Genomic DNA, 26115 nt, shown 5'->3' on the forward strand with positions numbered 1-26115 from the left:
GCGCCGTTACCGTCAGACGTGGAAGTAACCCACGCACGAATCGAACGGCAGGCGCTTGAGTTCGATCTTGTTCAGGTCGAGCACTTCGCGCAGGGCCTTGGTTTCGCCCGGGAAGTTGCGGTAGGCGACTTCGTCGAGTACCACGATCGCGCCTTTGGGCATGTAAGGCAGGAAGGTTTCCAGCGCGACTTTGGTCGACTCGTACAGGTCGGTGTCGAGGATCAGCATGGCCACGACCAGATCCGGGCGGGTCTTGACCCACTCTGGCACGGTCTTGACGATGTCGCCCTTGACCAGCTCGCAGCGTGGGATGCGGTTGACCGGGCGCAACAGGTCGTTGGCGTCGATCATGTCCTGGATCAGCGACTGGTCGGTGTCGGCGAACATGGTCTCGTTGACGTCGGCCGGGTCTTCTTTCTTGTCGATGCTCTGGAAGCCTTCAAAGGTGTCGAAACCCACGATCGAGCGGTTGATCGCATACGGCTCGAGAATCATCGACAAGTGCATGTAGAGCATCAACGAGTTGCCCTTGTACACGCCGCACTCAATGATCGCGCCCGGTACTTCTGCAACCTTCTTGAACAGCTCCATGCGCGACAACGCGGCGGTCACGCCAATGCGGTTGGCGAAGACGAACGGAGCGTCGGCCACGTATTCGGCATCGACCCGTTTCAGGACGTTGGAACGGGTTTCGTTGTACTGGGCCTCGGCGGGTGTGATGCGGCGCTTGGTCATTGCGGGATTCCTCGGAAATTCGAAAAGTCGTGGGCGTGGAAGTAGTCTTTGAAGCCGGCGCCGACATCCGGGCAGGCGCTGTCGACGTTGATCGCGCCGCGCTGCTGCTTGAGGTCGTCGAGGTGCATCAGGCGAAAGTCCACACTGAAGCGGGTTTGTTGCGTGTAGTTGGGCACGGTGCCGTGCAGGTGCGAACCCGAGAACACCAGCATCTCGGCGGTGTTGCCGGCGATGCGCAGTTCGGAAGCGCTGTTGATCGCTTCGGTGGGCACCGGGTGTTGGCGCGCTTCTTCCTTGACGTTGTCCTTGGCGCGCTGGCGTTGCACGTCGATCCAGTCAGACAGGCTCCACTGCGCCGAGGTGTTTTTCACCGGAACGTCGAAATAGGCCGGGTTGATCATCATGGTCTGGTCAGGCTGGATCGTGTAGACCGGCATCCAGGTGTTGATCTGGCAGTCGACACCGCCGTACCAGGTATCGCGATGGGGCTTGTAGGCATAGCTGACGCCGGCGTGCAGGTAGTCGTAGTTGGGCACGACACGGATGCGCGGTACGTCGAAAATGAATTCCTCGGGAGCGGCACCGATTTCGTCGGTGAAGCTGCGGATCAGCTCCTTGGCACGCAGGCTGTTGGTGAACTGACCCTTGAGGCGAGTCACCAGCACCACGAACTCTTCCACCGGCATCATCGTGTGCAGCGCCTGGTGGTTGGTTTCGCCGTCGAAGGCGAGCGTGATGCTTTCCTGCGCGAACGCGCAGAGTTCTTTAGCGGCGAGTAACTGCGTGTTCAGGAAAATATCGCCCGCATAAATGGCTTCTTTGAAGTCAGCTTTCTGTTGCAGCTGATTGATGTACAGATTCACGGTTCCTCTCCTGAATACATCGAGTGTCTTATGAGTCGGCACCACGCTGACAAACTGAAGGGCGGCCGGACATGTGGAGCGTCAATAAAGCGCAAGCCCTTGAGTTCACGAGCAAATGCCGTGCCGCTGGACGAAAAAATCCCGACGGGAAACCCGCCGGGATGTTTGGCTGCGACCTTGGGCTTTTTATCTGCGGGAGCAAGCCCGCTCCTGCATTCAGAACAGTTGGGTGAACAGCCAGTACAAACTGCCCGACAACAGGATCGCCGCCGGCAAGGTCAGCACCCAGGCCATCAGCAGGTTGCAGATGGTCTTCATCTGCAGGCCGCCACCGTTGGCAACCATGGTCCCGGCCACGCCCGAAGACAGCACGTGAGTGGTCGACACCGGCAGGCCGAAAATGTCGGCGGCGCCGATGGTCAGCATCGCCACGGTTTCTGCCGAGGCGCCCTGGGCGTAGGTCAGGTGGGACTTGCCGATTTTCTCGCCGACGGTCACCACGATGCGCTTCCAGCCGACCATGGTGCCAAGGCCCAGGGCGATGGCCACGGCGATCTTCACCCACAGTGGAATGAATCGCGTGGAGTTGTCGATCTGTTGCTTGAACAGTTGCAGCTTGCCGCTGGTGTCGGCATCGAAGTTGCCGACCTTGTTCTTGTCCATCAGGCGAATGGTTTCGCTGGTCAGGTACATGTCGTTACGCACGTTGCCCACAGCCTCGGCCGGGACTTTCGACAGTGAACCGTAACCCTTGACCTGGGCGCCGATACTGCCGGTCAGTGCAGCGAGCGCCGGCACCAGTTGCGGGGTCGCTTCCTTGCTGTGCACGTATTCGGACAGGATCGGACGTGGGTCGGCCGGCGCTGGCAGAGGTGCAGCCTTGAGCAACGCTTGCTGGGTGACTTCGGCCACCGCAGCGAACTGCAAGGCCTGATCGGCCGGCATGGTGCGGTTCAATGCGTAAGCCATTGGCAGCGTGCCCACCAGAATCAGCATGATCAGGCCCATGCCTTTCTGACCGTCGTTGGAGCCGTGGGCAAACGACACACCGGTACAGGTCGCGATCAACAGACCGCGAATCCACCATGGCGGCGGCGTCTCACCCTTTGGCTCCTTGTACAGCGCACGATTCTTGACGAACGCGCGCAGGGCCAGCAACAGCAGTGCGGCGCAGCCGAAGCCGACCATGGGCGAGAGCAGCAGCGCGTAACCGATCTTGGTGGCTTGTGCCCAGTCCACGCCGCTGGTGCCGTCGCGGCCGTGCATCAGGGCGTTGGCCACGCCAACGCCGATGATCGAACCGATCAGGGTGTGCGATGACGACGCCGGCAGGCCCAGCCACCAGGTGCCGAGGTTCCACAGGATCGCGGCGATCAACAGGGCGAAGATCATCGCGAAACCGGCGGACGAGCCGACTTGCAGGATCAGTTCCACCGGCAGCAGGGCGATGATGCCGAACGCCACCGCGCCGCTGGACAGCAGTACCCCGAGGAAATTGAAAAAACCGGACCAGACCACCGCCACGTTCGGTGGCAGCGAGTGGGTGTAGATCACCGTGGCCACCGCGTTGGCGGTGTCATGGAAGCCATTGACGAACTCAAAGCCCAGGGCGATCAACAGCGCCACGCCCAGCAGCAGGAATGGCGTCCAGGTGATGACCAGCGTGCCGAGTGCGTTCACGTCGCGCATCAGGCTGTAGGCGGTAAACAGCAAGCCGATGGCCAGCACGGCAAAAAACATCACGATGGTGATCAGGCCGGGCTTCTTGTCGAGTTGCGGTTTGGCGCTACTGGCAGGTGCCTGGGCGGCGGTGAAGGAGGGTGTAGCCATCACGGACATTCCTGAAAAGGGAGGTGTACCGTGATGATCGTGGTCAATGGATACAGGAAAAGTGCTCTGGGTCAGTGTTTGGTTTTTTTTGCACAAATCGATGGTCTGCTTCTTTGTAGGAGCGAGCATGCTCGCGATGAACTCGAGAGCACCGCGGGGTGTCTGGCCGCCAGCGTTATCGTTGGCGACCATCGCGAGCGTGCTCGCTCCTACAGGGATTACAGGGATTTCAGGGATGTTCAATAGTCCCGCTGCTTGCGAAACGCCCAGCGCCCGGCAATCACGGTAAAGCTCGCGACCAGCGCCACCAGGATCCAGAAACCCTCCGGATCACCGGCCAGGGGGATGCCGCCGACGTTCATGCCAAAGAAGCCGGCAATGATGTTGATCGGCAGTGCCAGCACCGTCACGACCGTCAGGGTGAACAGCGTGCGGTTGGTCTGTTCGTTGATGTTGGCGGCGATCTCTTCCTGCAACAGTTTGATCCGCTCACCCAGTGCCGTGAGGTCGTTGATGATCAGCGCAAACTCTTCGGTGGATTTGCGCAGCTCCTTGACGTCTTCCTTTTGCAGCCATTGCGGCGGCCGATTGAGCAGGCGCAGCAATGAGCCTGGCTCAAGCGCCAGCAGGCGTTGCAAACGCACCAGCACCCGGCGATTGGCACCCAGCTCGGCGCGGTTGGTCGACAGGCGCGAAGAGAGCAATTCGTCTTCGATCTGGTCCACGCTCTGGCTGGTCCTGCGCACGATCTGGGTCAGCACTTCACCCTGGTCACGCAGCAGATGCACCAGCAATTCCAGCGGGGAACGGAAGCATTCCCGGGCCTTCACCGAGGAACGCAATTTGTCCACGGAGTGCAGCGGTTGCAGGCGGGCACTGATGAGCAGCCGGCTGCGGGCGCACACCCACAGCGTCGAAACATCCGACGAAACCATGTTGCTGAGGTTGAACACCACGTCGTTGACCACCGCCAGCAACGCGGAGTCGACATGTTCGATGCGCGTCGAACGCGACCCTTCGTGCAGCGCTTCGAAAAACTCTTCGGGCAACGCCAGATGGCTTTTCATCCAGCGTTCACACGCGGCGTGGGCCAGGTTCAGGTGCAGCCAGAGAAATTGCTCGTCGCTCTGCGGTTGTCGCAGGTACTGCAAGGCTTCGGCGGAGTTGATTTCCCGACCGGGTTCACCGGGGCGAAAACTGAAACCGTAAAGCAGGCCGAACAGATCCGTGTCGCGATGACTGTGATCGATGCTGTGGTTCATGAGGGCTCGCAAGGTGAGACGCCTGTCGCAGGTTTTGCAGGTTCACTTGAGCGGCATCATCGCAAGGCGAGATGACGTTTTTGTGACGGGAAAATAACGCAAAAAATTTTCCTACCGACGGTCGGTATTTTCTCAAGAACCGCTCTGGCACGCCGATCACGCTTGGGTCAAGTTGCGCGCCGCCGGTGATCAGCCGGGACCGCAGACAAGGATGTCCGGACACCTTTCACGCCTTTGCGGGCGTGCCTCATTCCTGCCATGAGTACATCCAATGCTTTTGCAAAAGTCCTTGAGAGCGCAAATTCTTGCCCTGCTGAGCGGTAGCCTGCTGGCGATGCTGTTGATTGCCCTGGCGTGCTTTCATTTCCTGTCCAGCGGCGTGCAGAACTACGCCAATCTGATCGAAGGCCCGCTTCATACCTCGCAATTGATCGATGAAGCCAACCTGCAATTCAAGGTGCAGGTGCAGGAGTGGAAAAACGTTTTGTTGCGCGGCAAGCAACCGGCGGACTTGAGCAAGTACTGGGGGCAATTCGAAGACCGCCAGCGCGATGTGCAAAACATCCTCGGCGAATTGGTCGCGCAAAAGGGCATCGAGCCGCCACTCAAGAGCCGCATCGAGCGCTTGCGTGACGAACATCGCCAGTTGGGCACGGCCTATCAGAAGGGCCGCGACGCGTTCGTGGCCAGCGGTGGCGATCCGACGGCGGGCGACGCCGCGGTCAAGGGCGTGGACCGCGCCACCAGCGATCAAATGAGCGAACTGGTCAGCGAGTTGCGCAAGCAGGGCGCCGAACAATCGACATTGATCAGTGCCAGTGCCGAACGCACGGTGTTGCTGGGGGTGATCGTGATGCTGGTTTCCGGGGGGCTGATCGGCTTGCTGAGCCTGTGGCTGGTCAATCGCAACCTGGTCGAGCCGATCCGCAAACTGATCGAGTACGTGGCGCAACTCAGTCAGGGGCGTTTTGCCGAGCGCGTGGCGAGCACCCGTCAGGACGAGTTGGGCAAACTGGCGATGGCCGCCAACACCCTGCGCGATTTTATCGCCGAAACCTTCAGCCGTTTGCAGCGCAGCGCGTCGGACCTGGACAGCGCCAGCGGTGAGCTGAACTCGATCGCCACCGTGATGGCCGGCGGTACCAACGAGCAGTTCAGCCGCACCGATCAGGTCGCCACGGCGATGAACGAAATGTCCGCGACCGCGCAGGAAGTCGCCCGTCATGCCGCCGAAGCGGCGCGGGCCGCCGACGATGCCGACCAGTCTGCCCAGCAGGGCGAAAAAGTCATGCAGGGCACCATCCACACCATCACGCAAATGCGCGGCGAAATCGCCAACACCGCCACGGTCATCCGCCAGTTGGAAACCGACAGCGGGCGCATTGGCAAAGTGCTGGAGGTGATTCGCGGCATCGCCGAGCAGACCAACCTGCTGGCGCTCAACGCGGCCATCGAAGCCGCGCGCGCCGGTGAAGCCGGACGCGGATTCGCCGTGGTGGCCGACGAAGTGCGCAGCCTGGCCCAGCGCACGGCGGCGTCGATCATCGAGATCAACCAGATCATCCAGACCGTGCAGACCGGTGCGGTGGAAGCAGCCCAGGCCATTGAAAGCGGTCAGTCGCGCAGCGAACTGAGCGTGCAGCAAGTGACCGAGGCCGGCGCCATGCTCGAACGCATCACCCTGGCCGTGGAAGCCATCCGCGACATGAATCGTCAGATCGCCACTGCCGCTGAAGAGCAAACTTCGGTGGCCGAAGACATCTCGCGCAACCTCACCGAGATCACCAGCATCGCCAGCACCAACCTGGACAATGTGCAACGCACCGAAGCGGCCAGCAGCAACCTGCATGGCTTGTCGGGGCAATTGAACGAGGTGACGGCGCGCCTGAGCGCTTGATTCCAGGATGTACAAAAGCCGCACGACCTCTCGATCGTGCGGCTTTTGTGCGATCAGGTGTCCTGTTTGTTTTTCAGGACCTTGCCATTGGAGGCATCGATGTCCACGTCCCACTCGACGTTGCTGGCGTCACGCAGTTCGATTTCGTACTCGTAACCGTTGAAGTGGTTATCCAGTTCGGTTTTGGTAATCGTTGCGCCCGGATGCAGATCCAGCGCAATCCTGTTCAGATCTTCCAGCGGCTTGATCTTGCCATCCTTGACCAGTTGCGGGATCTCATCGACCCGGACATCGGCCTGGGCCAGGCCTGCGGTGAGCATCAGGGTTGCAGCGGTAAACAAAGCGGTCAGGGTCTTCATGGGCTTCTGTCCTTGGGTGATCTGTTCAAGTGAGATCAGGTTAACCTGTGTAACTTAATCCACCCTTAAAACCCTGGCCTGATCCGGATCAGGGTTTGCACAACCTTGTAGGAGCGAGCCTGCTCGCGAAACAGGCACCTCGGTGCTGTGACAACTCAGGCTCAATAGCCGTTGTTCTTCAACACTTGATCGACACTCGCCGGCGCCGGACGTTTATAGAACTTCAACAACTCGCTGGCGCAATTGGTGAAAATGCCGTCGACCCCGGCGTCCATGACTTTCTGGTAGTCCACCGCATCGTCGATGGTGTAGACGTGCACCAGCAGGCCCTGATCGTGGGTGTACTGGTTCATCCACGGTTGCACCAGATCCGAGTAACTCTGGTCGCCACCCCGCGTCAGTGCGGCGGACGGGCCGGTACCGATGGCGCCCTGGGCCTTGGCGTAGTCGATCCAGCGCTGGAATTCGGCCTTGTCCTTCGGTTCCTGTTTGGCGTAGTAGACGGCTTTATCCTTCTCGCCGGAGTCGGCGAAGGTCACCCTGGACTTGGGTTCGATACTGCCTTCACCGACCCACAACAGCAGGATCCGGGGCACCGTCGGCATTTCCTTTTGCAGCAGTTCGAGGCTGCTCTTCTCGAAGGTCTGCAGGACCACCTTGCCTTTACCCTGGCCGACCGCCAGCTCGCCATTCGCCGGTTTCGAATCGGCCTGGCTCAGCCAGCCACGGTCCTGGAGTTTTACCTTGAGGTCGTGTTCGATGCCGGGAAACTGCTTCGGCTCCTTGGTCTCGATGTACAGGCCAGGCTTGTGCAGCGCATTGCCCTCGGCAATGTCGATGACTTCATCAAGGGTCAGAATCTTCAGGCCGGCGAAGGCAGGTCGCGCGCGATCGGGGTATGCGGCATTGAACCAGCTGCCCGCATCCAGGGTTTTCAGTTCGGCCATGGTGAACGCATTGGCCGGGCTGTCCTTGCGTTCGGGAAATTTGCTGGCGACGTCGGTGGTGCGTTGCAGGTTGTTGTCGTGCAGGACAAACAGCACGCCATCCTTGCTGCGCTGCAAATCCATTTCCAAGTAATCGGCGCCCAGGTCGCGGGCAGTCTTGTAAGCGGCGGCGGTGGATTCCGGCGCATCGAAAGACGCGCCACGGTGGGCGATCACCGCTGGATGTGGAATGCCCAAACGGCTCGCCAGCGCCACGGGGCCGGGTTCGCTGGCGGCCTGTGCCTGGCCGAGACCCAGCAACAGGCTCAGTAACAGGGCACTTTTAGTCAAGGTTGCGGGCATGTTCGAGTTCCTTTCGCAATGAATGAGCGGTCCCTTTTAACAACTCATCTTTGCAGGCGCTATCGCCAGACCGACACAAACCTGCCTGAAGCTGATTTTCGTCAGCGTTTTTGTGCACCCGTTTGCAGTACGCTGGGGCCCTGCCATTTCCCCGGCAGAGGGAAGCGCAGGCCCTGCGTGTAAACCAACGATCACCTATGCGGGGTTTACCATGCGCATCACTTCCCAGCTCATCTGCCGGGCCGCCGACCAACTCAAAGGCTTCGTCGGCCTGAACCGCAAGACCGGCCACTACATCGTGCGCTTCAGTGAAGACTCGTTCGGCATGGACGTGGCGGACGACGGCATCATCCCGGCCAGCGAATTTGTCTGGGCGACTGGCCCCGGGCAGGCCATGACGCTCAAGCGCGAATTGATTCAGTTGCTGCTGGACCAGAACATCGATGAGCGGATCAATATCACCGAACCGTTGCGGGTTTACATGAGTCGGGTGGAGGTGCTGGAGATTTCAGCGGTTCGCCGTTTGGTTCATGGGTGATGGTTTTGCGTTGACTTGACCGGCCTCTTCGCGAGCAGGCTCGCTCCCACAGGATCTTGGGCGTACACAAATCACTGTGGGAGCGAGCCTGCTCGCGAAGACCGCATCATTTACAGGCTGAACCCGTAGGCCCGCTCAACCCTGCACACCCGCGTATGACACCGCGCATACCAGGTCGAGCGCCCACGTTCGCGAATGGCTGTGTGCTCCGGATGGTTTTTCCACGCCAGAATCGCCGCTTCACTGGCCCAGTACGACACGGTTATTCCCAGCCCATCCTCGCCCCGAGCCGATTCCACCCCGAGAAACCCCGGCTGCTCACTGGCCAGCTCCAGCATCCTTGCGGCCGCTTCGGCGTAACCCTGGTCACCCTCAGTGCGCACCGAGGTGAAGATCACCGTGTAATAGGGCGCAGCTGGCGTATCGGCAATTATCATGATTGCCCCGCACAGGCTTCGACAAAGGCGCCCACCAACGGCGGCAAGATGCCTTTGAGCGCCGCTCGCTCGGGTTGGAACAAGGTCGCGACAAAGAACGGATGACCGCTGAGTTCGACCACGCGCAGTCCCTGTTCGGCATCGTGACCGACGGCGTGCAGTTCGCCCTTGAGCAGCTCCCCTTCGAATTGTCGATTGACCCCATAACGACAGCGATAGCCTTCACGAATCTCGGAGCTTTCGTACGCCCGGGCAATCAACGAACCTTCATCCAAATAAATGCTGTCGACCGCCTCCACCAGCGCGCACGTCAGCGGTGTCAGCAGCGCCCGAGTTGCATCGGGTGAAGTCTCGCCGTGTTCGGCATCCGACCAGCCCAGCACATTGCGCGCATATTCCAGCACCGCGTGTTGAAAACCACCGCAGGTGCCGAGGAAAGCTCGTCGTTGCTCGCGGGCAAAACGGATCGCCGTCAATGCGCCGTCCTCGCTGCGATAGGGGCTGGCCGGTACGCACCAGAAGCCATCGAATGTGTGCAACGGTGACTCGGGGTGGATTTCATCGGTGGCCAGCCATTGCCATTGCACATTCCGACCACTGTGTTCGGCGGCCTTTTCCAGGGCGACGGGAATGGCCTGGTGGGCGGTGACTTGCGGGTCGTAATCACCGATCAGGGCGATGCGAATCGGGCGGGTTTCCATGTGGGGCCTCTGCACTTGTTGATTCCTGGTGCCCACTATAGATTGGCGTTCACGCATTCAATATTGGCGTTTTCCCAAGTGATCAATGCAGCGACGCACTATCAACTCGACTATCCCGACCTGGCCCTGATCCTCGCGCTGGTACGCGGTGGCTCTCTGGCCCGCGCCGCGCAACTGCTCAAGGTGGATGTCTCGACGGTGTTTCGAGCGGTGCGCCGGCTGGAGGCTGCACTGGGTCAGCAACTGTTCGAAAAAAGCCGCGCCGGTTACCTGCCCACCACCCTGGCGCAGTCCCTGGCTGGACAGGCCGAACGTGCCGAGCAGGCACTGGAGGCGGCGCGCATCGGTGTGGAGCAGGGCGGTGAAGTGATCAGCGGCATCGTGCGCCTGACCTGCACCGACTCGGTCCTGCAAGGTTTGCTGTTGCCGGCGCTGGCGCAGTTCATGCCGAACTATCCGGCGCTGACCATCGAACTCAGCACGTCCAATGATTTTGCCAATCTCAGTCGTCGGGATGCCGATATCGCCCTGCGCCTGACGCGCACGCCGCCGGAGCATTTGGTGGGTCGGCGAGTGGCGGATATTTCTTACCGTGTATGCGCCAGCGAGCGATACCTGCAATCGGTCAACAGTGCAGACCTGGCTACATTGACCTGGATTGCCCCGGATGACTTCCTGCCCGATCACCCGACCGTTGCCTGGCGTCGCCAGGCCTTGCCGGGCGTAACGCCGGGCTATCGCTGCAACAGCATGCTGTCGGTTACCGAGTTGGTCAGGGCGGGGCTGGGTGTCGCGGCGTTGCCGGATTTTTTGATCGGCGACGGATTACGGCCGCTGGGCGAGCCTCTGCATGGATACGACACCGCGCTGTGGCTGCTGACCCGTCCCGACTGCCGCGCCTTGCGCTCGGTGGTCACGCTGTTCGATGAGTTGGGGCGGGCACTGAAACTGCCGTGAAACGCAATCGCCCAGCTATTGCATCATACGGCCGACGTTTCCAGGCAGGTGGTGCCCGGGTTGACACTGACCTTGTTGCGGCCGGTGTTCTTCGCGGTGTACAGGGCTTTGTCAGCGTCTTCGAACCAGGCCGTCGCATCGGTAAACGACGGTTGGTAAGCCGCCAGGCCGATACTCAGGCTGACCCGCAGTTCGGGCACTTCACGATGTCGATAGTCTTGCGACACCTTGCGCAATCGCTCCATGACGTCCATGGCCTGATTGAGTGGCATGTTGGGCAGGATCACGCAAAACTCGTCACCCCCATAGCGCCCGGCCAGATCGCTTTCGCGCAGGTTGCATTTGAGCTCGATGCTTAACTGGCGTAACACCGAGTCGCCAATGATATGACCGTAGGTGTCATTGATGACCTTGAAATGGTCGATGTCGATCAGTGCGATTGCGGCCTGCTGCTGACGCTGGCTGCATTCGCGAAACTTCAGTTGCAGCAAGTCCTTCCAGGCACCGTGGTTGAGCAGACCGGTCAAACTGTCGGTGCGGCTCAAAGCGCTCAGCGTACGTTTATGCTCCGACAACTTGATCGCCAACTGGTAGCAGACCATGCCCAACGCCAACGGGTAGAGCGTCAGCATCGGCAAGCACGCCCACATCTGCAATTGCGTGGTCGACAGGGTGAGTGCCGCGCCGAACAGCGACCAGGCAATCATCACGCCCACCGCTTGACTCAGGCTGCCCAACAGGAACATCCGTTGACCACCGGCGGCGACATTGTTCATCGCCATCATCGCCAGAATAGTCACGGTGCAAAGCGGATTGAACTGAAACGTCGCGACCCAAAAGCCACCGCACAGCGAATCGTAAAGTAGATTGCGGCGTTCGGCCTTGTAGGGAAAAGCCGAGCGACTCGACAGTTGATAAGCGACATGCGGCCAGGCAAAACCATTGAGTGCCAACAAAACCCAGACCCAGACCGGCGGGTGCAACGGATACAGTGCAGCGGCCACGCTGAAACTGCCGATGCCCAAGCCTATGGCTCGAGGCAGGTAGATGCGTCTGGCAAATGACAAACCCTTGCCGTGTTGTTTATCCATGATTCCCTGCGCCAGATTCATTCTGAAACACTTTACTGCATGGGGTTAAGAATTACCGTTCACCGGTAAAAAACGCTGCACATTGTCATTTATTCCAGCCGGAATAATCAGTGTCCTTCGAAGCCATTTGAATCCGGGTTGTGCTCCAGGCAATTGATCTAGAGCTGGTAACAGGCCAGGAACATGTCCAGCGCGGAATCCGCCACCGTGTTTTGCTCCTCGGCGGACAAGCTTGGCTGTCCCATGGAAATCTGTGGCCAGAAGGCAAATGACTTGAGCAGGCCATGGATCTGCTGAGCGGCGAATTCGGGGGCGACGGGCTTCAATCGGCCATCGGCCTGAGCAGCCCGAATCCACACCGTCAGCCCCTCCTCGCGCGCGCCCATTCGGGCCACCATGTCCCGTGCCCGCTCCGGTGAATGAATCGTCGCCGCAATGGCGACCCGTGCCAGGTCGAGCAGATTGTCGTCGCCCAACATTTGCAGTTTGGCCACCAGCAGCGAGCGCAACTGGTCGCGCAACGGTTGGTCGGGGCGGTAGGACGTTTCCTGTTCTGCCGTCACCCGAATCCATAACTGATTGAGGATCTCGGCGAACAACTCTTCCTTGCTGGGGAAGTGGTTGTACACCGTGCGCTTCGACACCCCGGCAGTGGCGGCAATCTTGTCCATGCTGGTGATCTCGAAACCGTTGTCACGGAACTCGTCGATCGCTGCCTGGATGATCGCTTGGCGTTTTCGGTCGGTGAGGCGCTGTGGAGCTGTCATAAGTACGCTTCGGCAGAAAGAAGGGGGAGAGTTACACTCGGCAGTTTACTTGTCATCGACTTTGATGCAACCTAGAAACTACACTGTGCAGTGTAATGTTTTGTTAATCCTGCCCAGCAAAAATAGAAAGTCCGGCTGATGCGTGCGTGCCTTGGCCATTTATCGTCCCAAAGCGGAAAGCCGCGTCATGCGCGGTTTTTCTGGAGTCATTCAGTCATGGCCAATTCAAACTCTTCGGCGGACACCGCCTCTACACCAGAAGCGTCCCGACAGGCTCAAGGGCAGTATCAAAACTTCACGCCGGTTCAACGTTTAAGCTTTGGCAAAACCATGGGCATCCTGTGGAACGCGCTGTTCCACAAACCGCAAAACACCCGCCCGAGCGCTCCAATCCCGCTGCAAGCCCTGACTCAAGCCGCGTTGATGGCTGCACCGAACCACAGTGTCTATCGCCTGGGCCATTCCACGGTGTTGCTGAAGTTGCGCGATAAGTTCTGGATCACCGACCCGGTCTTCGCCGAACGCGCCTCACCTGTGCAATGGGCCGGCCCCAAGCGTTTCCACCAGCCACCGATCAGCCTGGAAGAGTTGCCGCCGATCGAAGCGGTGATCCTGTCCCACGATCACTACGACCACCTGGATCATCAGGCCGTGCTGAAGCTCGCGGGCAAGACCAGGCACTTCCTTGCCCCGCTGGGCGTAGGCGACACCCTGATCAAGTGGGGCATCGACGCCAGCAAGGTTCGCCAACTGGATTGGTGGCAAGGCACGGACGTCGATGGCATCCGGTTCATCGCCACCCCGTCGCAGCACTTTTCCGGCCGTGGCCTGTTCGACGGCAACAGCACCCTCTGGGCCTCATGGGTGATGATCGACGGCGACACGCGCGTTTTCTTCAGCGGCGACAGCGGTTACTTCGATGGCTTCAAACGCATCGGCGAGCAATACGGCCCATTCGACCTGACCTTGATGGAAACCGGCGCCTACAACGTCGACTGGCCACACGTGCACATGCAACCCGAACAAACCCTGCAAGCCCACCTCGATCTCAAGGGTCGCTGGCTACTGCCGATCCACAACGGCACCTTCGACCTGTCGATGCACGCCTGGTACGAACCTTTCGACCGCATCCTGGCCCTGGCCTGGGAACGCAACGTATCGATCACCACACCGCAGATGGGGGAGGCGTTCAACCTGATGCATCCGCAGCGTGGTGGGGCGTGGTGGCTGGCGGTGGAAGGGGAGAGTGGTCGGGAAGCGGTGCAGAACGCGTAGAGTAACGGGCCCTGTAGGAGCGAGCATGCTCGCGATGGATGTCAACGATGGCGCTGGGGGCCTGATACCCCGCGGTGTTCTGTCGTTCATCGCGAGCGTGCTCGCTCCTACAGGGGTATTTATCGTCAATCGATGAGCTGGGTCACTCCACCATCGAAAAATCCGCCCGCCCCACCGGATTCGGCGTCGACCCCTTCACATTCATCCCCCGACCCGGTGCAAACCCCGGAAAGAACACCAGTCCCTCCGATTCGAAGCGATAGGCCAACGCCAGGCGCGTAACATCCAGCACTTCCTGGCGCGCCTCGAAACGCTGGATGGCATTCACCGAGACTCGGGACTCCCGCGACAGCTCTTCCACACTCCAGCCCAGCATCGCTCGGGCCTGGGCACAGTGGGCCGGGGTGAATTGGAAGAGGGCGATACGTTCCAGGGTGATTTTCATCGCTTGAGAGGCCATGGGTATTCTCCGGGCTCGAGAGTGTTGGTTCAAAATATACTGTGTTTTTGTACAGTTGTTTTGCGCCCGGAGCAAATGCAATTTTTGAATAGCGCTTTCAAGCAGACGGACGGTGTCTGTCGTTATTGAGCGTCCAACCCCGGCGCCTCGCGCACAATAAAGTGGTCCAGGTTTTCAATGTTGGCGCTGAACACCCCGAACGTCTGCTCGGGGTTTTTCTTGCTCGGTACCTGCTTCAACTCGGGCGTCACCCCATAAAAGAAGCAATACAACGTCCGCCCACTCTCGATGGCGTGCTTGATCTCCTCCAGGAACGCCTTGCGCTTGCGGTAGCTGTCGATCAGCTTCTTGCTCAGGTAGACATTGACCGAGTACGGCTTTTTCTCGAACCAGACCTTCTTCTCGAAATCGATGCGAAAGCTCTGGGTGTAGTCCTTGATCTCCTTGACCTTGCCCCAGTAAATCAGCCCCTTGTTGTCTTGCAGATACTCGATTTTCTTGAAAAACGATCCGTAAGGCGCGGTGTGCTCGCCAATCTTCAGCGGCACGCGCTTGAGCAGATCCCTGTCGTCGAAGTTTGAAACGAAACACTCCACCGGGTGAGCGAAGACGCTGGTCTTGTCCGGGGCCGATCCCCTGCCCGGTTGCTCGCCATTGCTGGTCACCGAAGGCGTTGGCGGCTCATCCCGCACCCCGCCTGCCGCGACTTTCGGACTGGATGGCTGGCGCACATACTCACGCCGAGTCAGCAACAATTCCGACGGGAAATGTTCCTCGCGGTTGTCATCCGTTTCCGCCTCATCCACACCCGACGCCGGTGTCTTCACGCTGGCATAGGGGCAGCCCTCGACATGTCGCGTACTCGGCAAGTTCTTGAAGTGCGGTGTGCGTACGTAATTCACATTCCAGGCGTTGAACGTGCCCAGCTCATTGGCCGCGTCGAAGGCCTGGCGACAGCTATCGTTCGGGCATTGGAAATGTTCCCGGGCGGAGTCGAACGCCATCGTCTCGTCGAAATTCAGATCCCGAACGTCGTAGATCGACAACTTGTCGTTGAGGCTGAGGCAGTAGGCGAGGTCGAATTTCATGTCGGGTTCCAAGTCCTTTAGGTGAACAGCTTCCAGTGATGGCGGATTTGAAGCAATAGCTACACTGATCACTCGATATCGTTGAGTTGGCAGGGCCCATCAAGGAGGGCGGTGTATGAGCTATTCGGATGTTTCGCCCCCTCTCCCGGAGCCGGGCCGCATAGCCCGCCGGGATGAACAGACCGGTTGGCGTCGTTGGCTGCCGGGACTGGGCATGTTGCGCGAGTATCAATGGGCGTGGCTGCGTTACGACATCGTGGCCGGCCTGGTGCTGACCACGATGCTCGTGCCCGTCGGTATCGCCTATGCGGTGGCATCGGGTGTGCCCGGCATTTATGGCCTCTACGCGACGATCGTTCCGCTGCTGTTCTATGCCTTGTTCGGCCCCAGCCGGATTCTGGTGATGGGGCCGGACTCCTCCCTGGTGGCCGTTATCCTTGCCGTCATCCTGCCACTCTCCGCTGGCGACCCGCAGCGCGCCGTCGCCCTGGCGGGGATGATGGCGATCGTCTCGGGAGCGGTGTGTATCCTGGCCGGTATCGCGCGCCTGGGGTTTATTACCGAGTTGCTGTCCAAGCCGATCCGCTACGGCTACATGAACGGCATCGCACTGACCGTATTGATCAGCCAGTTGCCCAAGCTGTTCGGTTTTTCGATTGAGTCCGATGGCCCATTGAGAGACCTATGGTCCATCGCCACGGCACTGATGGAGGGCAAAGCCAACTGGACCGCCTTCATGGTGGGTGGGCTCACCCTGGCGGTGATCCTGCTGCTCAAGCGCAAACCGCAATGGCCGGGGATCCTGATCGCCGTGGCGGGTGCCACGATTGCCGTGGGTGTATTCGACCTTGCAACACGCGCCGATGTGAAGGTCCTCGGTTCGCTCCCCCAGGGTTTGCCCGGGTTTGCCATCCCCTGGATCACCACTGCCGATATCGTCCCGGTGCTGATCGGTGGTTGCGCCGTCGCACTTGTTTCGTTCGCCGACACCAGCGTGCTCTCCCGCGTCTATGCGGCGCGGACCCGTACGTACGTCAACCCGAACCAGGAAATGGTCGGCCTCGGTATCGCCAATCTGGCGGCCGGGTTTTTCCAGGGCTTCCCGATCAGCAGCAGTTCGTCCCGCACGCCCGTGGCCGAGGCCGCTGGCGCCAAAACCCAGTTGACCGGCGTCGTCGGGGCACTGGCTGTGGCTTTGTTGCTGCTGGTGGCACCGGACCTGCTGCAACATTTACCGTCCAGCGCCCTGGCGGCGGTCGTCATCGCCTCGGCCATCGGCCTGATCGAGATTGCCGACCTGCGCCGGATCCATCGCATTCAACGCTGGGAGTGCTGGCTATCGATTGTCTGCACCGTCGGCGTGGCTGCGTTCGGCGCGATCGAAGGCATCGGCCTGGCCATCGTGATTGCGATCATCGAATTCCTCTGGGATGCCTGGCGCCCGTACTCCGCGGTGTTGGGCCGCACTGATGAGGTCAAGGGTTACCACGACATCAAACGCTACCCCGATGCGCGCCTGCTACCCGGCCTGGTCCTGTTTCGCTGGGATGCGCCCTTGTTTTTTGCCAATGCCGAGCTGTTCAACGAGCGCGTGCTGGACGCCGTGGCGGCATCGCCCACACCGGTGCGCTGGCTGGTGGTCGCTGCAGAGCCGGTCACCAGCGTCGACGTGACCTCCGCCGACATGCTGGCCGAACTGGACGACACCCTGCACGCGGCGGGTATCGAACTGTGCATTGCCGAGATGAAGGACCCGGTCAAGGACAAGCTCAAGCGGTTCGGATTGTTTGCGCGCTTGGGGGAAACGGCGTTTTTTCCGACGATTGGGACGGCTGTGGACAGTTATGTGGCGAACTTTCAGGTGGATTTCAACGAGCGGGAAGAGCAAGGGAAAGGATTGTCGTGAAACCCGCGGGGTCGAAGTAGAGACTTCACATCAAGGAGAGCGCCATGGCGAACAACTGGCCGGCCGGGATTGAACACGTTGTCGTGCTGATGATGGAAAACCGTTCGTTCGACCATTTGCTGGGGGATTACACCAGCATCAATCCGGCGTGTGACGGTATCAACCGCAAGGCGCCCAGCAGCAACCCGCTGAAGCTGGCCAGTGGCAGTTCGATTTTGATCACTCAAACCTTTGAGGACCCGAAGAACTACAGCCTGTGGGCGCCACCACCTCCTTTGGCTCCCGCACTGCCGGCCAGGGACAGTGAGGGTTTCGACCTGGGCCACGAGTTCGACAACGTAGAGAGGCAACTGGGTGTTTCCTTCAAGACCAGCCCAGCCATTCCTGCGCTCACGGGTTTCGCCCAGGACGCCTACAACAAGGCCCGCACGGACTTGAAGGTGTACAAGACCTGGTCGCAATCCATGGCCCAGCGGGCGATGAACTACATCCCGTTCGGCGCTACGCCAGCGGGTGATACGTTGCCGGCGATCCAGGGACTGGCGCGCAATTTCACCGTATGCGATCGCTGGTTTTCCTCGGTGCCAGGCCCAACCTGGCCGAACCGTTTTTTTGCCATGCTCGGCAGCTGCAATGGTCATTTACTGATGCCTTCCACTGGCACCGTGCTGGCCGGCATCAAAAGCCTGATTGCACAGTTCGGCGGCGAGAGCATTTTTTCGTTGCTGCGCAACAGCGGCCATGACGCACGCATTTACTCCGACGGCTCCATTCCCCTGGCGGCGCTGGTCAAGGGTGGTTTGCAACACCTGAGCATCGAGGACTTCAAGTCGGACGTCGCGGGTAACAAGCTCCCTGAACTGTCCTGGATCGAACCGAGCTATGGCCTGCTCAACGGTAAGCTCGGGCCAAACGTTTCGCATCATCCACCCGAAGACCTGCGCTTTGGCGATCAGTTTGTCGGTGAGGTGTACAACGCCTTGTCGGCCAATACCGCTGTCTGGAACAAGACCCTGTTCGTGCTGCTGTACGACGAACATGGCGGTTTCCATGACCACGTGGTGCCGCCGACTTGCGTGGCGACCGGTTCAACTGTCGATGTCGAATGGCAAAATCCCTTCACCCGCCTTGGCGTTCGTGTGCCGGCGATCCTGGCTTCGCCGTGGCTCAAGCCAGGCTTGATTCCCTGGACGGGCGATGTCCAGGCGCAGCACTACGATCACACCAGCCTGCTGGCCTTTCTTTGCGATCATTTCAAATTGCCGCGCAGCGCCCTCGGTCCGCGGGTGATCGCGGCGCAGCACTTTGGCAACGCGCCCATCTGGCGCACTGCACCGAGCGCAACGGCCGCGCCAAAGTTGGCGGTCAGCGTGGTGCCGAGTCGCGTCGGCTTGCCATTGATCGAATCCGAACTGGCGACCCAAAGTCGGCAAGTGGTGGACAGCGCCACCGGTTACCTCGACGGCCTCGATCCGGAGCAGATCTGGAAGCGCAGCGCCCAATGGGTCAACGGTTTTCTCGACAACCGCAGCCGTGCCCTGGGCGACCCCGGTGAGGCTGCGCTCACGCCTGCCGCACCCAGTGCGGACAGCCTGGAGGCGAAACTGCGGCGCCTGCAGGACTTGATGGTCACCGCCCAAGGGCAATCGGTTCCTGCGGTCACGACGCCGGCCAGCAAAGCCGTGGCAGAGCCGGGATTGGATGACGTGGCAACGCGCCTGCGCATCCTCTGCCTGCCAGGTGTCGGATTCAGCCGGGCAATCGACGGGCAGGGGAGCATCGATGGGAACTGGCAGGAGCAATGGCGCACCTTGATCCGCACTCGACTGGCGCAGAACGGTCGTTTCATAGATGACCAGGACATCGATTTTCTGCTCTTCGATGACCAGCTGGAAGGTGGGCCGGACTTCGCCCAGATCACCCGAGGCCTGGCGATGTTGAGCGCCGACGCCAGGGGCAAGGCCGACGAGAATTTCGGCAGTTGGGGCCTGCCGGTCAATCAGATGTTGCGCGTCACGGTGGGCGCCATCGTGCAGTGGATCGAAGACGCCGATTTACGTAGCCGACTGACCCAGCATCTGTTGGCGAAGATCGAGGCTTTCGACCCACAGATCATCTTCGCCCAAGGGCTGGGCAGTTTGATCGGCTACGACGCCTTGCGCCGTTCGGTGGCGAAAAAAGGTTCGGCACTCAAGCGCATCGATGGCCGGGTGTTCGTCAGTTTCGGCTCACCGATCGCGTTGCCGTTGGTGATGCGTGAAGTGTGGGGTGGGCGGGTCCTGCGCCTGAGCGAAAGTGGCCGGGGCATCCGCCGCTGGTTCCACCTCTACAATCCCTGCGACGGTTTGCTCACCCGGCCTGTCACCTCGCCTGACTCGGCGCGGGTCGACCTGAAAACCGAATTCATTCTGCCGCTGCGCGATGACCTGCTCGACCTCAATCACGCCGCCCAGGCCTACCTGTCGTCACCCACCAGCCAGACCGGCCTGTGGCCGCAACTGGCCCGGGATGTGGTGGCGGCACGGGCGCTGGAAGTGCCGGCGTTCCTGTCCCGCAGCGGCCAACGCAAACGCCGCGCCCTGGTGGTCGGCATCAACGATTACCCCGACCCCGGTGCACGCCTCGATGGCTGCATCAACGACACCTATCTGATCAGCCGCATGCTCCAGGAAAGCGGCTACGACGCCGGTGACATCCGATTGCTGCACGACGCCCGGGCAACCCGGGCCAACTTCGTCGAGCGCCTCGAATGGCTGGTGGAAGGCGCCCGCGCCGGGGACGAGCGTGTGCTGTTCTACTCCGGCCACGGTACCCAGTTGCCGGTCTACAGCAGCAGCGGCGAAGCCGACTGCATGGATGAAACCCTGGTCCTCCATGACTTCGACTGGGACGACGAAAGCACCCACTTCACTGACAAACTGTTCCGCCAGTTCTACAGTCACCTGCCATTCGACCCGGACGGCCACGGCGCCAAACTCACCGTCATGTTCGACTGCTGCTACGCCGGCGGCATGACCCGCGGCAACGGCCGCGTGCGCGGCATCACACCCCCCAGCGACATCCGCCACCGCATGCTGCGCTGGGACCCCTATGCCGGCGACTGGGATCGCCGCGTCTATGCCGTCGACAGCGACCGGCGCGACTTCAGCGAACAAGACAACAAAACCCGCGACCTCACCCGCACCCGCAGCACCCAAGGCGCCGCCACCGGCCTGCGCCCCGAGAAAAAAGCCCAACTGCTGCGCCAGGGCAAACTCTACGGCCATCACGGCCCCTACATGCCCCTGATGCTCTACGCCGCGCGGGAAAACGAAAAGGCCAACGAGTACGAGGTGGGCTCCAACAGCTACGGCGCCTTCACCTACGCCCTGGTTGAGCAACTGCGCAAATTGCATCAGGAGGATGCGACGTTGGGGTTTGATCAGTTGATTGAACGGGTGGGCAGTGTGCTGAGCGCGAGATCGCTGGGGCAGACGCCGGAGATTGTCGGGCCGAGCGGGGTGAGGGCGGCGGTTTGTCCGTGGCGGATCAGTGGGTTGGGGAGGTGAGGTTTTGGCTTTGTTGCAGATAAAGAAAAGGGTCGCAGTAAACCCCTGCGACCCAGATAACAACGACGTTCAAAAACCAGCTACTGCCCCCTTATGGGAGTAGCCAGCTTACGATCCATAAGATCAACGCAGCAACCTGCCTTGAGCCAGTTCAGAGCACTAAGTCGCCCTTAACGCCGATCCAGCCAAACCGTCTGTGCATTACAGAATTCGCGCACCCCGAAATGCGAGAGTTCCCGGCCAAAACCACTCTTCTTCACGCCGCCAAAACTGACGCGCGGATCGCTGGCGCTGTAGCCGTTGATGAACACGCCGCCGGTTTCAAGTTCGTTGGCCATTTGTTGGGCGAGTTCGACCTTGCGCGTGTAGACCGTGGCGGTGAGACCGAACTCGCTGTCATTGGCCAGTTCCAGCGCATGGGCTGCGTCTCGGGCCGTGATGATTGATGCCACTGGGCCAAACAATTCCTGTTTGAAGGATGTCATCCGGTCGGTCACATTGCCCAGGACCGTGGGTTCATAGTAGTTGCCGGTGCCTTCAGCCTTTTTTCCGCCCATCAGCAGCGTTGCGCCTTCTTCCAGTGTGTCGCGCACTTGTTGGTCCAGTTCGTCGCGCAGGTCGAAGCGCGCCATCGGGCCGATGTAAGTGTTGGTGGCGAGTGGGTCACCGACAACCAGTCGTTGGGTGGCCTCGACGAATTTGCGGGTGAATTCCTCGACAACGCCTTGCTCGACAATCAGGCGTTTGGCGGCGGCGCAGACTTGTCCGGTGTTTTGATAGCGCCCGATCACGGCGGCTTTTACCGCTTCATCGAGGTCCGCGTCGTCGAGCACGATAAAGGGGTCGGAGCCTCCCAGTTCCAATACACATTTCTTCAGTGCCGCTCCGGCCTGGGCACCAATGGCCATGCCCGCGCGGACGCTGCCGGTGAGGGTGACGGCCGCGATACGTGGATCGGCGATCGCCCTGGATACGCCCTCCGGCGTGACGTTGATGACCTCGAAAACACCTTCAGGAAAATCCGCTTGCTTGATGGCGTCCAGCAGCAGGTAGGCGCTGCCCATGACGTTGGGCGCGTGCTTGAGCACGTAGGTATTGCCAGCCAGCAAGGTGGGGACGGCGCCGCGCAGTACTTGCCAGATGGGGAAGTTCCACGGCATGACGGCGAGAATCGGGCCGAGCGGGCGATATTCAATGCGGGCCTTGCCGCCTTCAATCAGGGTCGGTTCCGGGCTCAGCATGGCGGGACCGTGTTCGGCGTACCACTCGCAGAGCTGCGCGCACTTTTCAATTTCACCTCGGGCCTGAGTAATCGGCTTGCCCATTTCCAGGGTGATCATGTTGGCCATCGCCTCTGCATTGTTGCGCAAGGCGTGGCCAAGGTTGATCAAAAGCTGCGCACGGTGTTCAACCGGTTGGCTGCGCCAGGCTCGAAACCCGCTGGCGGCCCGGCTCAGTGAGGCTTGCAACGCTGAATCAGAGTCGAAAGGGTACTGGCCGATCTGTTCGCCCGTGGCCGGGTTGATCGAAATGGCATGGGTAAGGCTGGAAACGTTGGTCATGGCACCGTCCTGCAAAGAGGGAATGTGCTCAGGTTAGGGTGGTATATGTTTTATGGAAACTGAATAATACTGAGTATTACATTCACGTTTGGAGAATGAATTGGATCTGGTTCAGCTCGAAATTTTCAAGGCTGTCGCCGAGCACGGCAGCATCAGCGTGGCCGCCCAGCATATCCACCGGGTGCCTTCGAATCTGACGACCCGAATCAAGCAGCTTGAACTGGACTTGGGCGTGGACCTGTTTATTCGCGAGAAGAGTCGACTGCGCTTGTCGCCAGCCGGTTGGAGTTTTCTGGATTACGCTCGACGTATTCTCGATCTGGTTCAAGAGGCGCGCGCCACGGTGGCGGGTGAGGAACCGCAAGGCGCTTTCGCCCTGGGTTCGCTGGAAAGCACTGCGGCGGTACGGATTCCGGAACTGTTGGCCGCCTACAACCAGAAGCACGCCAAGGTCGAACTGGACCTGTCCACCGGCCCCTCCGGGACCATGATCGACGGGGTGCTGTCGGGGCGCCTGGCTGCGGCTTTTGTCGATGGCCCGGTGTTGCATCCGGCGCTGGAGGGCGTGCCGGCATTCGAGGAGGAAATGGTCCTGATCGCACCGCTCAACCATGATCCGATTCATCGGGCCAAGGATGTGAATGGCGAAAACATTTATGCGTTCCGCTCCAACTGCTCCTATCGCCATCATTTCGAAAGCTGGTTCGCCAATGGCGCGGCGGTGCCCGGCAAGATTTTCGAAATGGAGTCCTATCACGGCATGCTGGCCTGCGTCAGTGCCGGGGCCGGCCTGGCATTGATGCCCCGCAGCATGCTCGAAAGCATGCCGGGATGCACGACGGTCAGCGTCTGGCCATTGTCGGAGTCCTTCCGGTATTTGCGCACCTGGCTGGTGTGGCGCAGGGGGACGGTGTCGCGGAGCCTGACGATGTTTGTGCGCTTGCTTGAGGAACGTGGTGTCGTGTTGGCCGATAAATAGTGGAAAGTTAACGGTCTGCGCTGAAAAACCGGATAATGGCGGCCAAATCGTTTAGCTCGTTATTCTGGTAATCGCACATGGAAATCAAGGTCAACTTTCTCGACAACCTTCGACTTGAAGCCAAGTTCGACGACTTCACGGTGATTGCCGATCAACCCATTCGCTACAAGGGCGATGGCTCGGCACCGGGGCCGTTCGATTATTTCCTGGCTTCGTCGGCGTTGTGTGCGGCGTACTTCGTGAAGCTGTATTGCGAGACTCGCAATATCCCCACCGAAAATATCCGCCTGTCGCAGAACAACATTGTTGACCCGGAAAACCGCTACAACCAGATTTTCAAGATTCAGGTCGAATTGCCGGCGGATATCTCCGCCAAGGATCGCCAGGGGATCTTGCGCTCCATTGACCGTTGCACGGTAAAGAAGGTGGTGCAAACCGGGCCTGAGTTTGTGATTGAAGAGGTCGAGAACCTCGACGCCGATGCCCAGGCATTGCTGATGCCGCACTCGACCAGCGACGCGGGCACCTACATCTTGGGCAAGGACCTGCCGCTGGAACAAACCATCGCCAATATGTCGGGCATCCTGGCCGATCTGGGCATGAAGATTGAAATCGCTTCGTGGCGCAATATCGTTCCCAATGTGTGGTCGCTGCATATCCGCGATGCGCACTCGCCGATGTGTTTTACCAACGGCAAAGGCGCAACCAAAGAGGGCGCGCTGGCATCGGCACTGGGCGAGTTCATCGAGCGGCTCAACTGCAACTTCTTCTATAACGATCAGTTCTGGGGTGAGGACATCGCCAACGCGGCGTTTGTACATTACCCGGACGAGCGCTGGTTCAAGCCTGGCCCGAAGGACGAACTGCCGTCTGAAATCCTCGACGAGTACTGCCTGAAGATTTACGACCGGGATGGCGAGTTGCGTGGTTCGCATCTGTACGACACCAACTCCGGCAACACCCAGCGCGGTATTTGTTCGCTACCCTTTGTGCGCCAGTCGGACAATGAGGTGGTGTACTTCCCTTCCAACTTGATCGAAAACCTCTACCTGAGTAATGGCATGAGCGCCGGCAATACGCTGGCCGAAGCGCAGGTGCAATGTCTGTCGGAGATCTTCGAACGCGCGGTCAAGCGCGAAATCCTCGAAGGCGAAATGGCCCTTCCGGATGTGCCGCAGGAAGTGCTGGCGAAGTACCCGGGGATTCTGGCCGGTATCCAGGGCCTGGAAGAGCAGGGCTTCCCGGTGCTGGTCAAGGATGCGTCACTGGGTGGTGAGTTTCCGGTGATGTGTGTGACCTTGATGAACCCGCGTACCGGTGGCGTATTTGCCTCGTTCGGCGCGCACCCAAGCCTGGAAGTGGCGCTGGAGCGCAGCCTGACGGAACTGCTGCAAGGTCGCAGTTTTGAAGGTTTGAATGATCTGCCTCAGCCGACGTTCGAAGGTCAGGCGGTGACTGAGCCGAACAACTTTGTCGAGCACTTCATCGACTCCAGCGGTGTGGTTTCGTGGCGCTTCTTCAGTGCCAAGCCGGATTTCGAATTCGTCGAGTGGGACTTTTCCGGTCAAGGCGAAAACTCCAACGTAGAAGAAGCCGCGACGTTGTTCGGCATTCTCGAAGACATGGGCAAAGAAGTGTACATGGCGGTCTATGAACACATCGGCGCCAAGGCCTGCCGCATTCTGGTGCCGGATTACTCGGAAATTTATCCGGTAGAAGACTTGATCTGGGATAACACCAACAAGGCGTTGCAGTTCCGTGCCGACATCCTCAACCTGCACAACCTGAGCAAGGTCGGCCTGAGAACGCTGGCCAAGGGTTTGGAAAACAGCGAGCTGGATGATTACACCGACATCACTACCTTGATCGGCATCGAGTTCGACGACAACACGCCTTGGGGCAAGTTGACGATCCTGGAGCTGAGGCTGCTGATTTATCTCGCCTTGCAGAAGTTTGACCAGGCCAAGGATCTGGTGGAAGCCTTCTTGCAATACAACGACAACACCGTCGAGCGCGGCTTGTTTTATCAAGCGGTGAACGTCGTGCTGGAAATGCAACTGGACGATGATCTGGAGCTGAGCGACTACGAGGTCAACTTCCGTCGGATGTTTGGTAACGAGCGGATGGACGCGGCGATAGGGTCGGTGGATGGCAGCGTGCGTTTCTACGGCCTGACGCCGACGAGCATGAAGCTGGAGGGGCTCGACAGGCACCTTCGCCTGATCGACAGCTACAAGAAGCTGCACCAGGCGCGGGCGAGGGTGACGGCGTTGTCCAACTGAACGTGATAACAAAAAAAGCACCTTGGGTGCTTTTTTTGTTTTTTGGGTGGTCAGTCAATCGTCTGTGCGTGGTGGGCTCATTTATGGCGGCCTATGGGGAAGCTCTTCTATATAGGTGTCATTTGGGGCTCTTTGCTGCTTTCTACAGATTGTTGATAGAAAACCTGAATCACTGCTTGACGGCAGGTTTCAGATGTCTATAATTCGCCCCACTTCCGGCGCAGTCGAAACGAAAAACTCCTTGATAAACAACGAGTTACGCAGTTTTGACAGCAGGTTGCTTCAGTTC

Annotated in this window: 21 protein-coding genes; 8 read left to right on the forward strand and 13 right to left on the reverse strand. The window is 59.8% G+C overall.

Translation table 11 applies throughout. From position 1 onward, the window contains the following. Positions 1 to 12: 12 nt before the first annotated feature. The 4 genes from CAG47_RS07850 to CAG47_RS07870 form a co-directional block, all read right to left on the reverse strand. A complete protein-coding gene (locus tag CAG47_RS07850) occupies positions 13 to 735 on the reverse strand; it encodes a TylF/MycF/NovP-related O-methyltransferase (protein WP_085724315.1) in 723 nt (240 codons plus the stop codon). Then, entirely contained in the window at positions 732 to 1598 is an 867-nt protein-coding gene (locus CAG47_RS07855; protein ID WP_085724316.1) for a hypothetical protein, read from the reverse strand. The genes CAG47_RS07850 and CAG47_RS07855 overlap by 4 nt, the downstream gene beginning before the upstream one ends. A gap of 216 nt (positions 1599 to 1814) precedes the next feature. After that, positions 1815 to 3428 (reverse strand): inorganic phosphate transporter, encoded by a 1614-nt coding sequence (locus tag CAG47_RS07860; RefSeq protein WP_085724317.1) that lies wholly within the window; start codon positions 3426 to 3428, stop codon positions 1815 to 1817. 239 nt (positions 3429 to 3667) lie between these two features. Further along, positions 3668 to 4690 carry a transporter gene (locus CAG47_RS07870; RefSeq protein WP_085724319.1) on the reverse strand — a complete coding sequence of 341 codons (1023 nt, stop codon included), beginning with the start codon at positions 4688 to 4690 and terminating at the stop codon, positions 3668 to 3670. A 271-nt stretch (positions 4691 to 4961) separates the two neighbouring features. Between CAG47_RS07870 and CAG47_RS07875 the strand changes: the two genes are divergently transcribed. Beyond that, the gene (locus tag CAG47_RS07875) at positions 4962 to 6587 is read left to right on the forward strand and encodes a methyl-accepting chemotaxis protein (RefSeq protein ID WP_085724320.1); all 1626 of its coding nucleotides are present in this window, start codon (positions 4962 to 4964) and stop codon (positions 6585 to 6587) included. Positions 6588 to 6640: 53 nt separating this feature from the next. Here the strand turns inward: CAG47_RS07875 and CAG47_RS07880 are convergent, their stop codons facing one another. Both CAG47_RS07880 and CAG47_RS07885 read right to left on the reverse strand, forming a co-directional pair. After that, entirely contained in the window at positions 6641 to 6946 is a 306-nt protein-coding gene (locus CAG47_RS07880; RefSeq protein WP_085724321.1) for a PepSY domain-containing protein, read from the reverse strand. Between the two features lie 161 nt (positions 6947 to 7107). Beyond that, the gene (locus CAG47_RS07885; protein WP_085724322.1) at positions 7108 to 8235 is read right to left on the reverse strand and encodes a glycerophosphodiester phosphodiesterase; all 1128 of its coding nucleotides are present in this window, start codon (positions 8233 to 8235) and stop codon (positions 7108 to 7110) included. Between the two features lie 211 nt (positions 8236 to 8446). Between CAG47_RS07885 and CAG47_RS07890 the strand changes: the two genes are divergently transcribed. Then, positions 8447 to 8773 carry a DUF2025 family protein gene (locus tag CAG47_RS07890; protein WP_085724323.1) on the forward strand — a complete coding sequence of 109 codons (327 nt, stop codon included), beginning with the start codon at positions 8447 to 8449 and terminating at the stop codon, positions 8771 to 8773. A 110-nt stretch (positions 8774 to 8883) separates the two neighbouring features. On the opposite strand, the gene CAG47_RS07895 is transcribed toward CAG47_RS07890, so the two are convergent. Both CAG47_RS07895 and CAG47_RS07900 read right to left on the reverse strand, forming a co-directional pair. After that, positions 8884 to 9207 (reverse strand): antibiotic biosynthesis monooxygenase, encoded by a 324-nt coding sequence (locus tag CAG47_RS07895; RefSeq protein WP_085724349.1) that lies wholly within the window; start codon positions 9205 to 9207, stop codon positions 8884 to 8886. Continuing rightward, entirely contained in the window at positions 9207 to 9911 is a 705-nt protein-coding gene (locus CAG47_RS07900) for a CTP synthase (protein WP_085724324.1), read from the reverse strand. The genes CAG47_RS07895 and CAG47_RS07900 overlap by 1 nt, the downstream gene beginning before the upstream one ends. Positions 9912 to 9926: 15 nt before the next feature. Here CAG47_RS07900 and CAG47_RS07905 point away from each other — a divergent pair, with 15 nt between their 5' ends. Continuing rightward, positions 9927 to 10868, forward strand: coding sequence for a LysR family transcriptional regulator (locus CAG47_RS07905; RefSeq protein ID WP_085724350.1), 942 nt, complete (start codon positions 9927 to 9929; stop codon positions 10866 to 10868). Between the two features lie 23 nt (positions 10869 to 10891). On the opposite strand, the gene CAG47_RS07910 is transcribed toward CAG47_RS07905, so the two are convergent. Further along, positions 10892 to 11959, reverse strand: a complete 1068-nt coding sequence (locus tag CAG47_RS07910) for a diguanylate cyclase (protein WP_085724351.1) — start codon at positions 11957 to 11959, stop codon at positions 10892 to 10894. Positions 11960 to 12117: 158 nt separating this feature from the next. Further along, complete coding sequence (locus CAG47_RS07915; protein ID WP_085724325.1) at positions 12118 to 12726, reverse strand: TetR/AcrR family transcriptional regulator; 609 nt, start codon at positions 12724 to 12726, stop codon at positions 12118 to 12120. A 216-nt stretch (positions 12727 to 12942) separates the two neighbouring features. On the opposite strand from CAG47_RS07915, the gene CAG47_RS07920 reads away from it, so the two are divergent. Next, on the forward strand, positions 12943 to 14001 hold the full coding sequence (locus CAG47_RS07920; RefSeq protein WP_085724326.1) for an MBL fold metallo-hydrolase: 1059 nt from the start codon (positions 12943 to 12945) through the stop codon (positions 13999 to 14001). Between the two features lie 142 nt (positions 14002 to 14143). Here CAG47_RS07920 and CAG47_RS07925 read toward each other — a convergent pair whose 3' ends face one another. Beyond that, a complete protein-coding gene (locus CAG47_RS07925; RefSeq protein WP_085724327.1) occupies positions 14144 to 14461 on the reverse strand; it encodes a helix-turn-helix transcriptional regulator in 318 nt (105 codons plus the stop codon). A 122-nt stretch (positions 14462 to 14583) separates the two neighbouring features. After that, the gene (locus CAG47_RS07930) at positions 14584 to 15549 is read right to left on the reverse strand and encodes a hypothetical protein (RefSeq protein ID WP_085724328.1); all 966 of its coding nucleotides are present in this window, start codon (positions 15547 to 15549) and stop codon (positions 14584 to 14586) included. A gap of 115 nt (positions 15550 to 15664) precedes the next feature. On the opposite strand from CAG47_RS07930, the gene CAG47_RS07935 reads away from it, so the two are divergent. Beyond that, a complete protein-coding gene (locus tag CAG47_RS07935) occupies positions 15665 to 17455 on the forward strand; it encodes a SulP family inorganic anion transporter (protein ID WP_085724329.1) in 1791 nt (596 codons plus the stop codon). Positions 17456 to 17499: 44 nt separating this feature from the next. Beyond that, positions 17500 to 21003: an alkaline phosphatase family protein gene (locus CAG47_RS07940; protein WP_085724330.1), complete on the forward strand. Its 3504-nt coding sequence runs from the start codon at positions 17500 to 17502 to the stop codon at positions 21001 to 21003. A 170-nt stretch (positions 21004 to 21173) separates the two neighbouring features. On the opposite strand, the gene CAG47_RS07945 is transcribed toward CAG47_RS07940, so the two are convergent. Beyond that, complete coding sequence (locus tag CAG47_RS07945) at positions 21174 to 22565, reverse strand: aldehyde dehydrogenase family protein (protein WP_085724331.1); 1392 nt, start codon at positions 22563 to 22565, stop codon at positions 21174 to 21176. A 100-nt stretch (positions 22566 to 22665) separates the two neighbouring features. Between CAG47_RS07945 and CAG47_RS07950 the strand changes: the two genes are divergently transcribed. Together CAG47_RS07950 and CAG47_RS07955 are read left to right on the forward strand one after the other, a co-directional pair. Then, on the forward strand, positions 22666 to 23544 hold the full coding sequence (locus CAG47_RS07950) for a LysR family transcriptional regulator (protein ID WP_085724332.1): 879 nt from the start codon (positions 22666 to 22668) through the stop codon (positions 23542 to 23544). 77 nt (positions 23545 to 23621) lie between these two features. Further along, positions 23622 to 25826: an OsmC domain/YcaO domain-containing protein gene (locus CAG47_RS07955; protein ID WP_085724333.1), complete on the forward strand. Its 2205-nt coding sequence runs from the start codon at positions 23622 to 23624 to the stop codon at positions 25824 to 25826. Positions 25827 to 26115 lie beyond the last annotated feature (289 nt).

Origin of the sequence: Pseudomonas sp. R37(2017) (assembly GCF_002113375.1) — a bacterium.
Classification (GTDB): domain Bacteria; phylum Pseudomonadota; class Gammaproteobacteria; order Pseudomonadales; family Pseudomonadaceae; genus Aquipseudomonas.

What these genes read in the sequence shown, in the direction of transcription:
- CAG47_RS07850 (WP_085724315.1), bottom strand. Translation starts at nt 735, where the DNA reads ATGACCAAGCGCCGCATCACACCCGCCGAGGCCCAGTACAACGAAACC.
- CAG47_RS07880 (WP_085724321.1), bottom strand. Translation starts at nt 6,946, where the DNA reads ATGAAGACCCTGACCGCTTTGTTTACCGCTGCAACCCTGATGCTCACC.
- CAG47_RS07870 (WP_085724319.1), bottom strand. Translation starts at nt 4,690, where the DNA reads ATGAACCACAGCATCGATCACAGTCATCGCGACACGGATCTGTTCGGC.
- CAG47_RS07935 (WP_085724329.1), top strand. Translation starts at nt 15,665, where the DNA reads ATGAGCTATTCGGATGTTTCGCCCCCTCTCCCGGAGCCGGGCCGCATA.
- CAG47_RS07890 (WP_085724323.1), top strand. Translation starts at nt 8,447, where the DNA reads ATGCGCATCACTTCCCAGCTCATCTGCCGGGCCGCCGACCAACTCAAA.
- CAG47_RS07875 (WP_085724320.1), top strand. Translation starts at nt 4,962, where the DNA reads ATGCTTTTGCAAAAGTCCTTGAGAGCGCAAATTCTTGCCCTGCTGAGC.
- CAG47_RS07925 (WP_085724327.1), bottom strand. Translation starts at nt 14,461, where the DNA reads ATGGCCTCTCAAGCGATGAAAATCACCCTGGAACGTATCGCCCTCTTC.
- CAG47_RS07945 (WP_085724331.1), bottom strand. Translation starts at nt 22,565, where the DNA reads ATGACCAACGTTTCCAGCCTTACCCATGCCATTTCGATCAACCCGGCC.
- CAG47_RS07920 (WP_085724326.1), top strand. Translation starts at nt 12,943, where the DNA reads ATGGCCAATTCAAACTCTTCGGCGGACACCGCCTCTACACCAGAAGCG.
- CAG47_RS07940 (WP_085724330.1), top strand. Translation starts at nt 17,500, where the DNA reads ATGGCGAACAACTGGCCGGCCGGGATTGAACACGTTGTCGTGCTGATG.
- CAG47_RS07885 (WP_085724322.1), bottom strand. Translation starts at nt 8,235, where the DNA reads ATGCCCGCAACCTTGACTAAAAGTGCCCTGTTACTGAGCCTGTTGCTG.
- CAG47_RS07910 (WP_085724351.1), bottom strand. Translation starts at nt 11,959, where the DNA reads ATGGATAAACAACACGGCAAGGGTTTGTCATTTGCCAGACGCATCTAC.
- CAG47_RS07930 (WP_085724328.1), bottom strand. Translation starts at nt 15,549, where the DNA reads ATGAAATTCGACCTCGCCTACTGCCTCAGCCTCAACGACAAGTTGTCG.
- CAG47_RS07955 (WP_085724333.1), top strand. Translation starts at nt 23,622, where the DNA reads ATGGAAATCAAGGTCAACTTTCTCGACAACCTTCGACTTGAAGCCAAG.
- CAG47_RS07915 (WP_085724325.1), bottom strand. Translation starts at nt 12,726, where the DNA reads ATGACAGCTCCACAGCGCCTCACCGACCGAAAACGCCAAGCGATCATC.
- CAG47_RS07860 (WP_085724317.1), bottom strand. Translation starts at nt 3,428, where the DNA reads ATGGCTACACCCTCCTTCACCGCCGCCCAGGCACCTGCCAGTAGCGCC.
- CAG47_RS07900 (WP_085724324.1), bottom strand. Translation starts at nt 9,911, where the DNA reads ATGGAAACCCGCCCGATTCGCATCGCCCTGATCGGTGATTACGACCCG.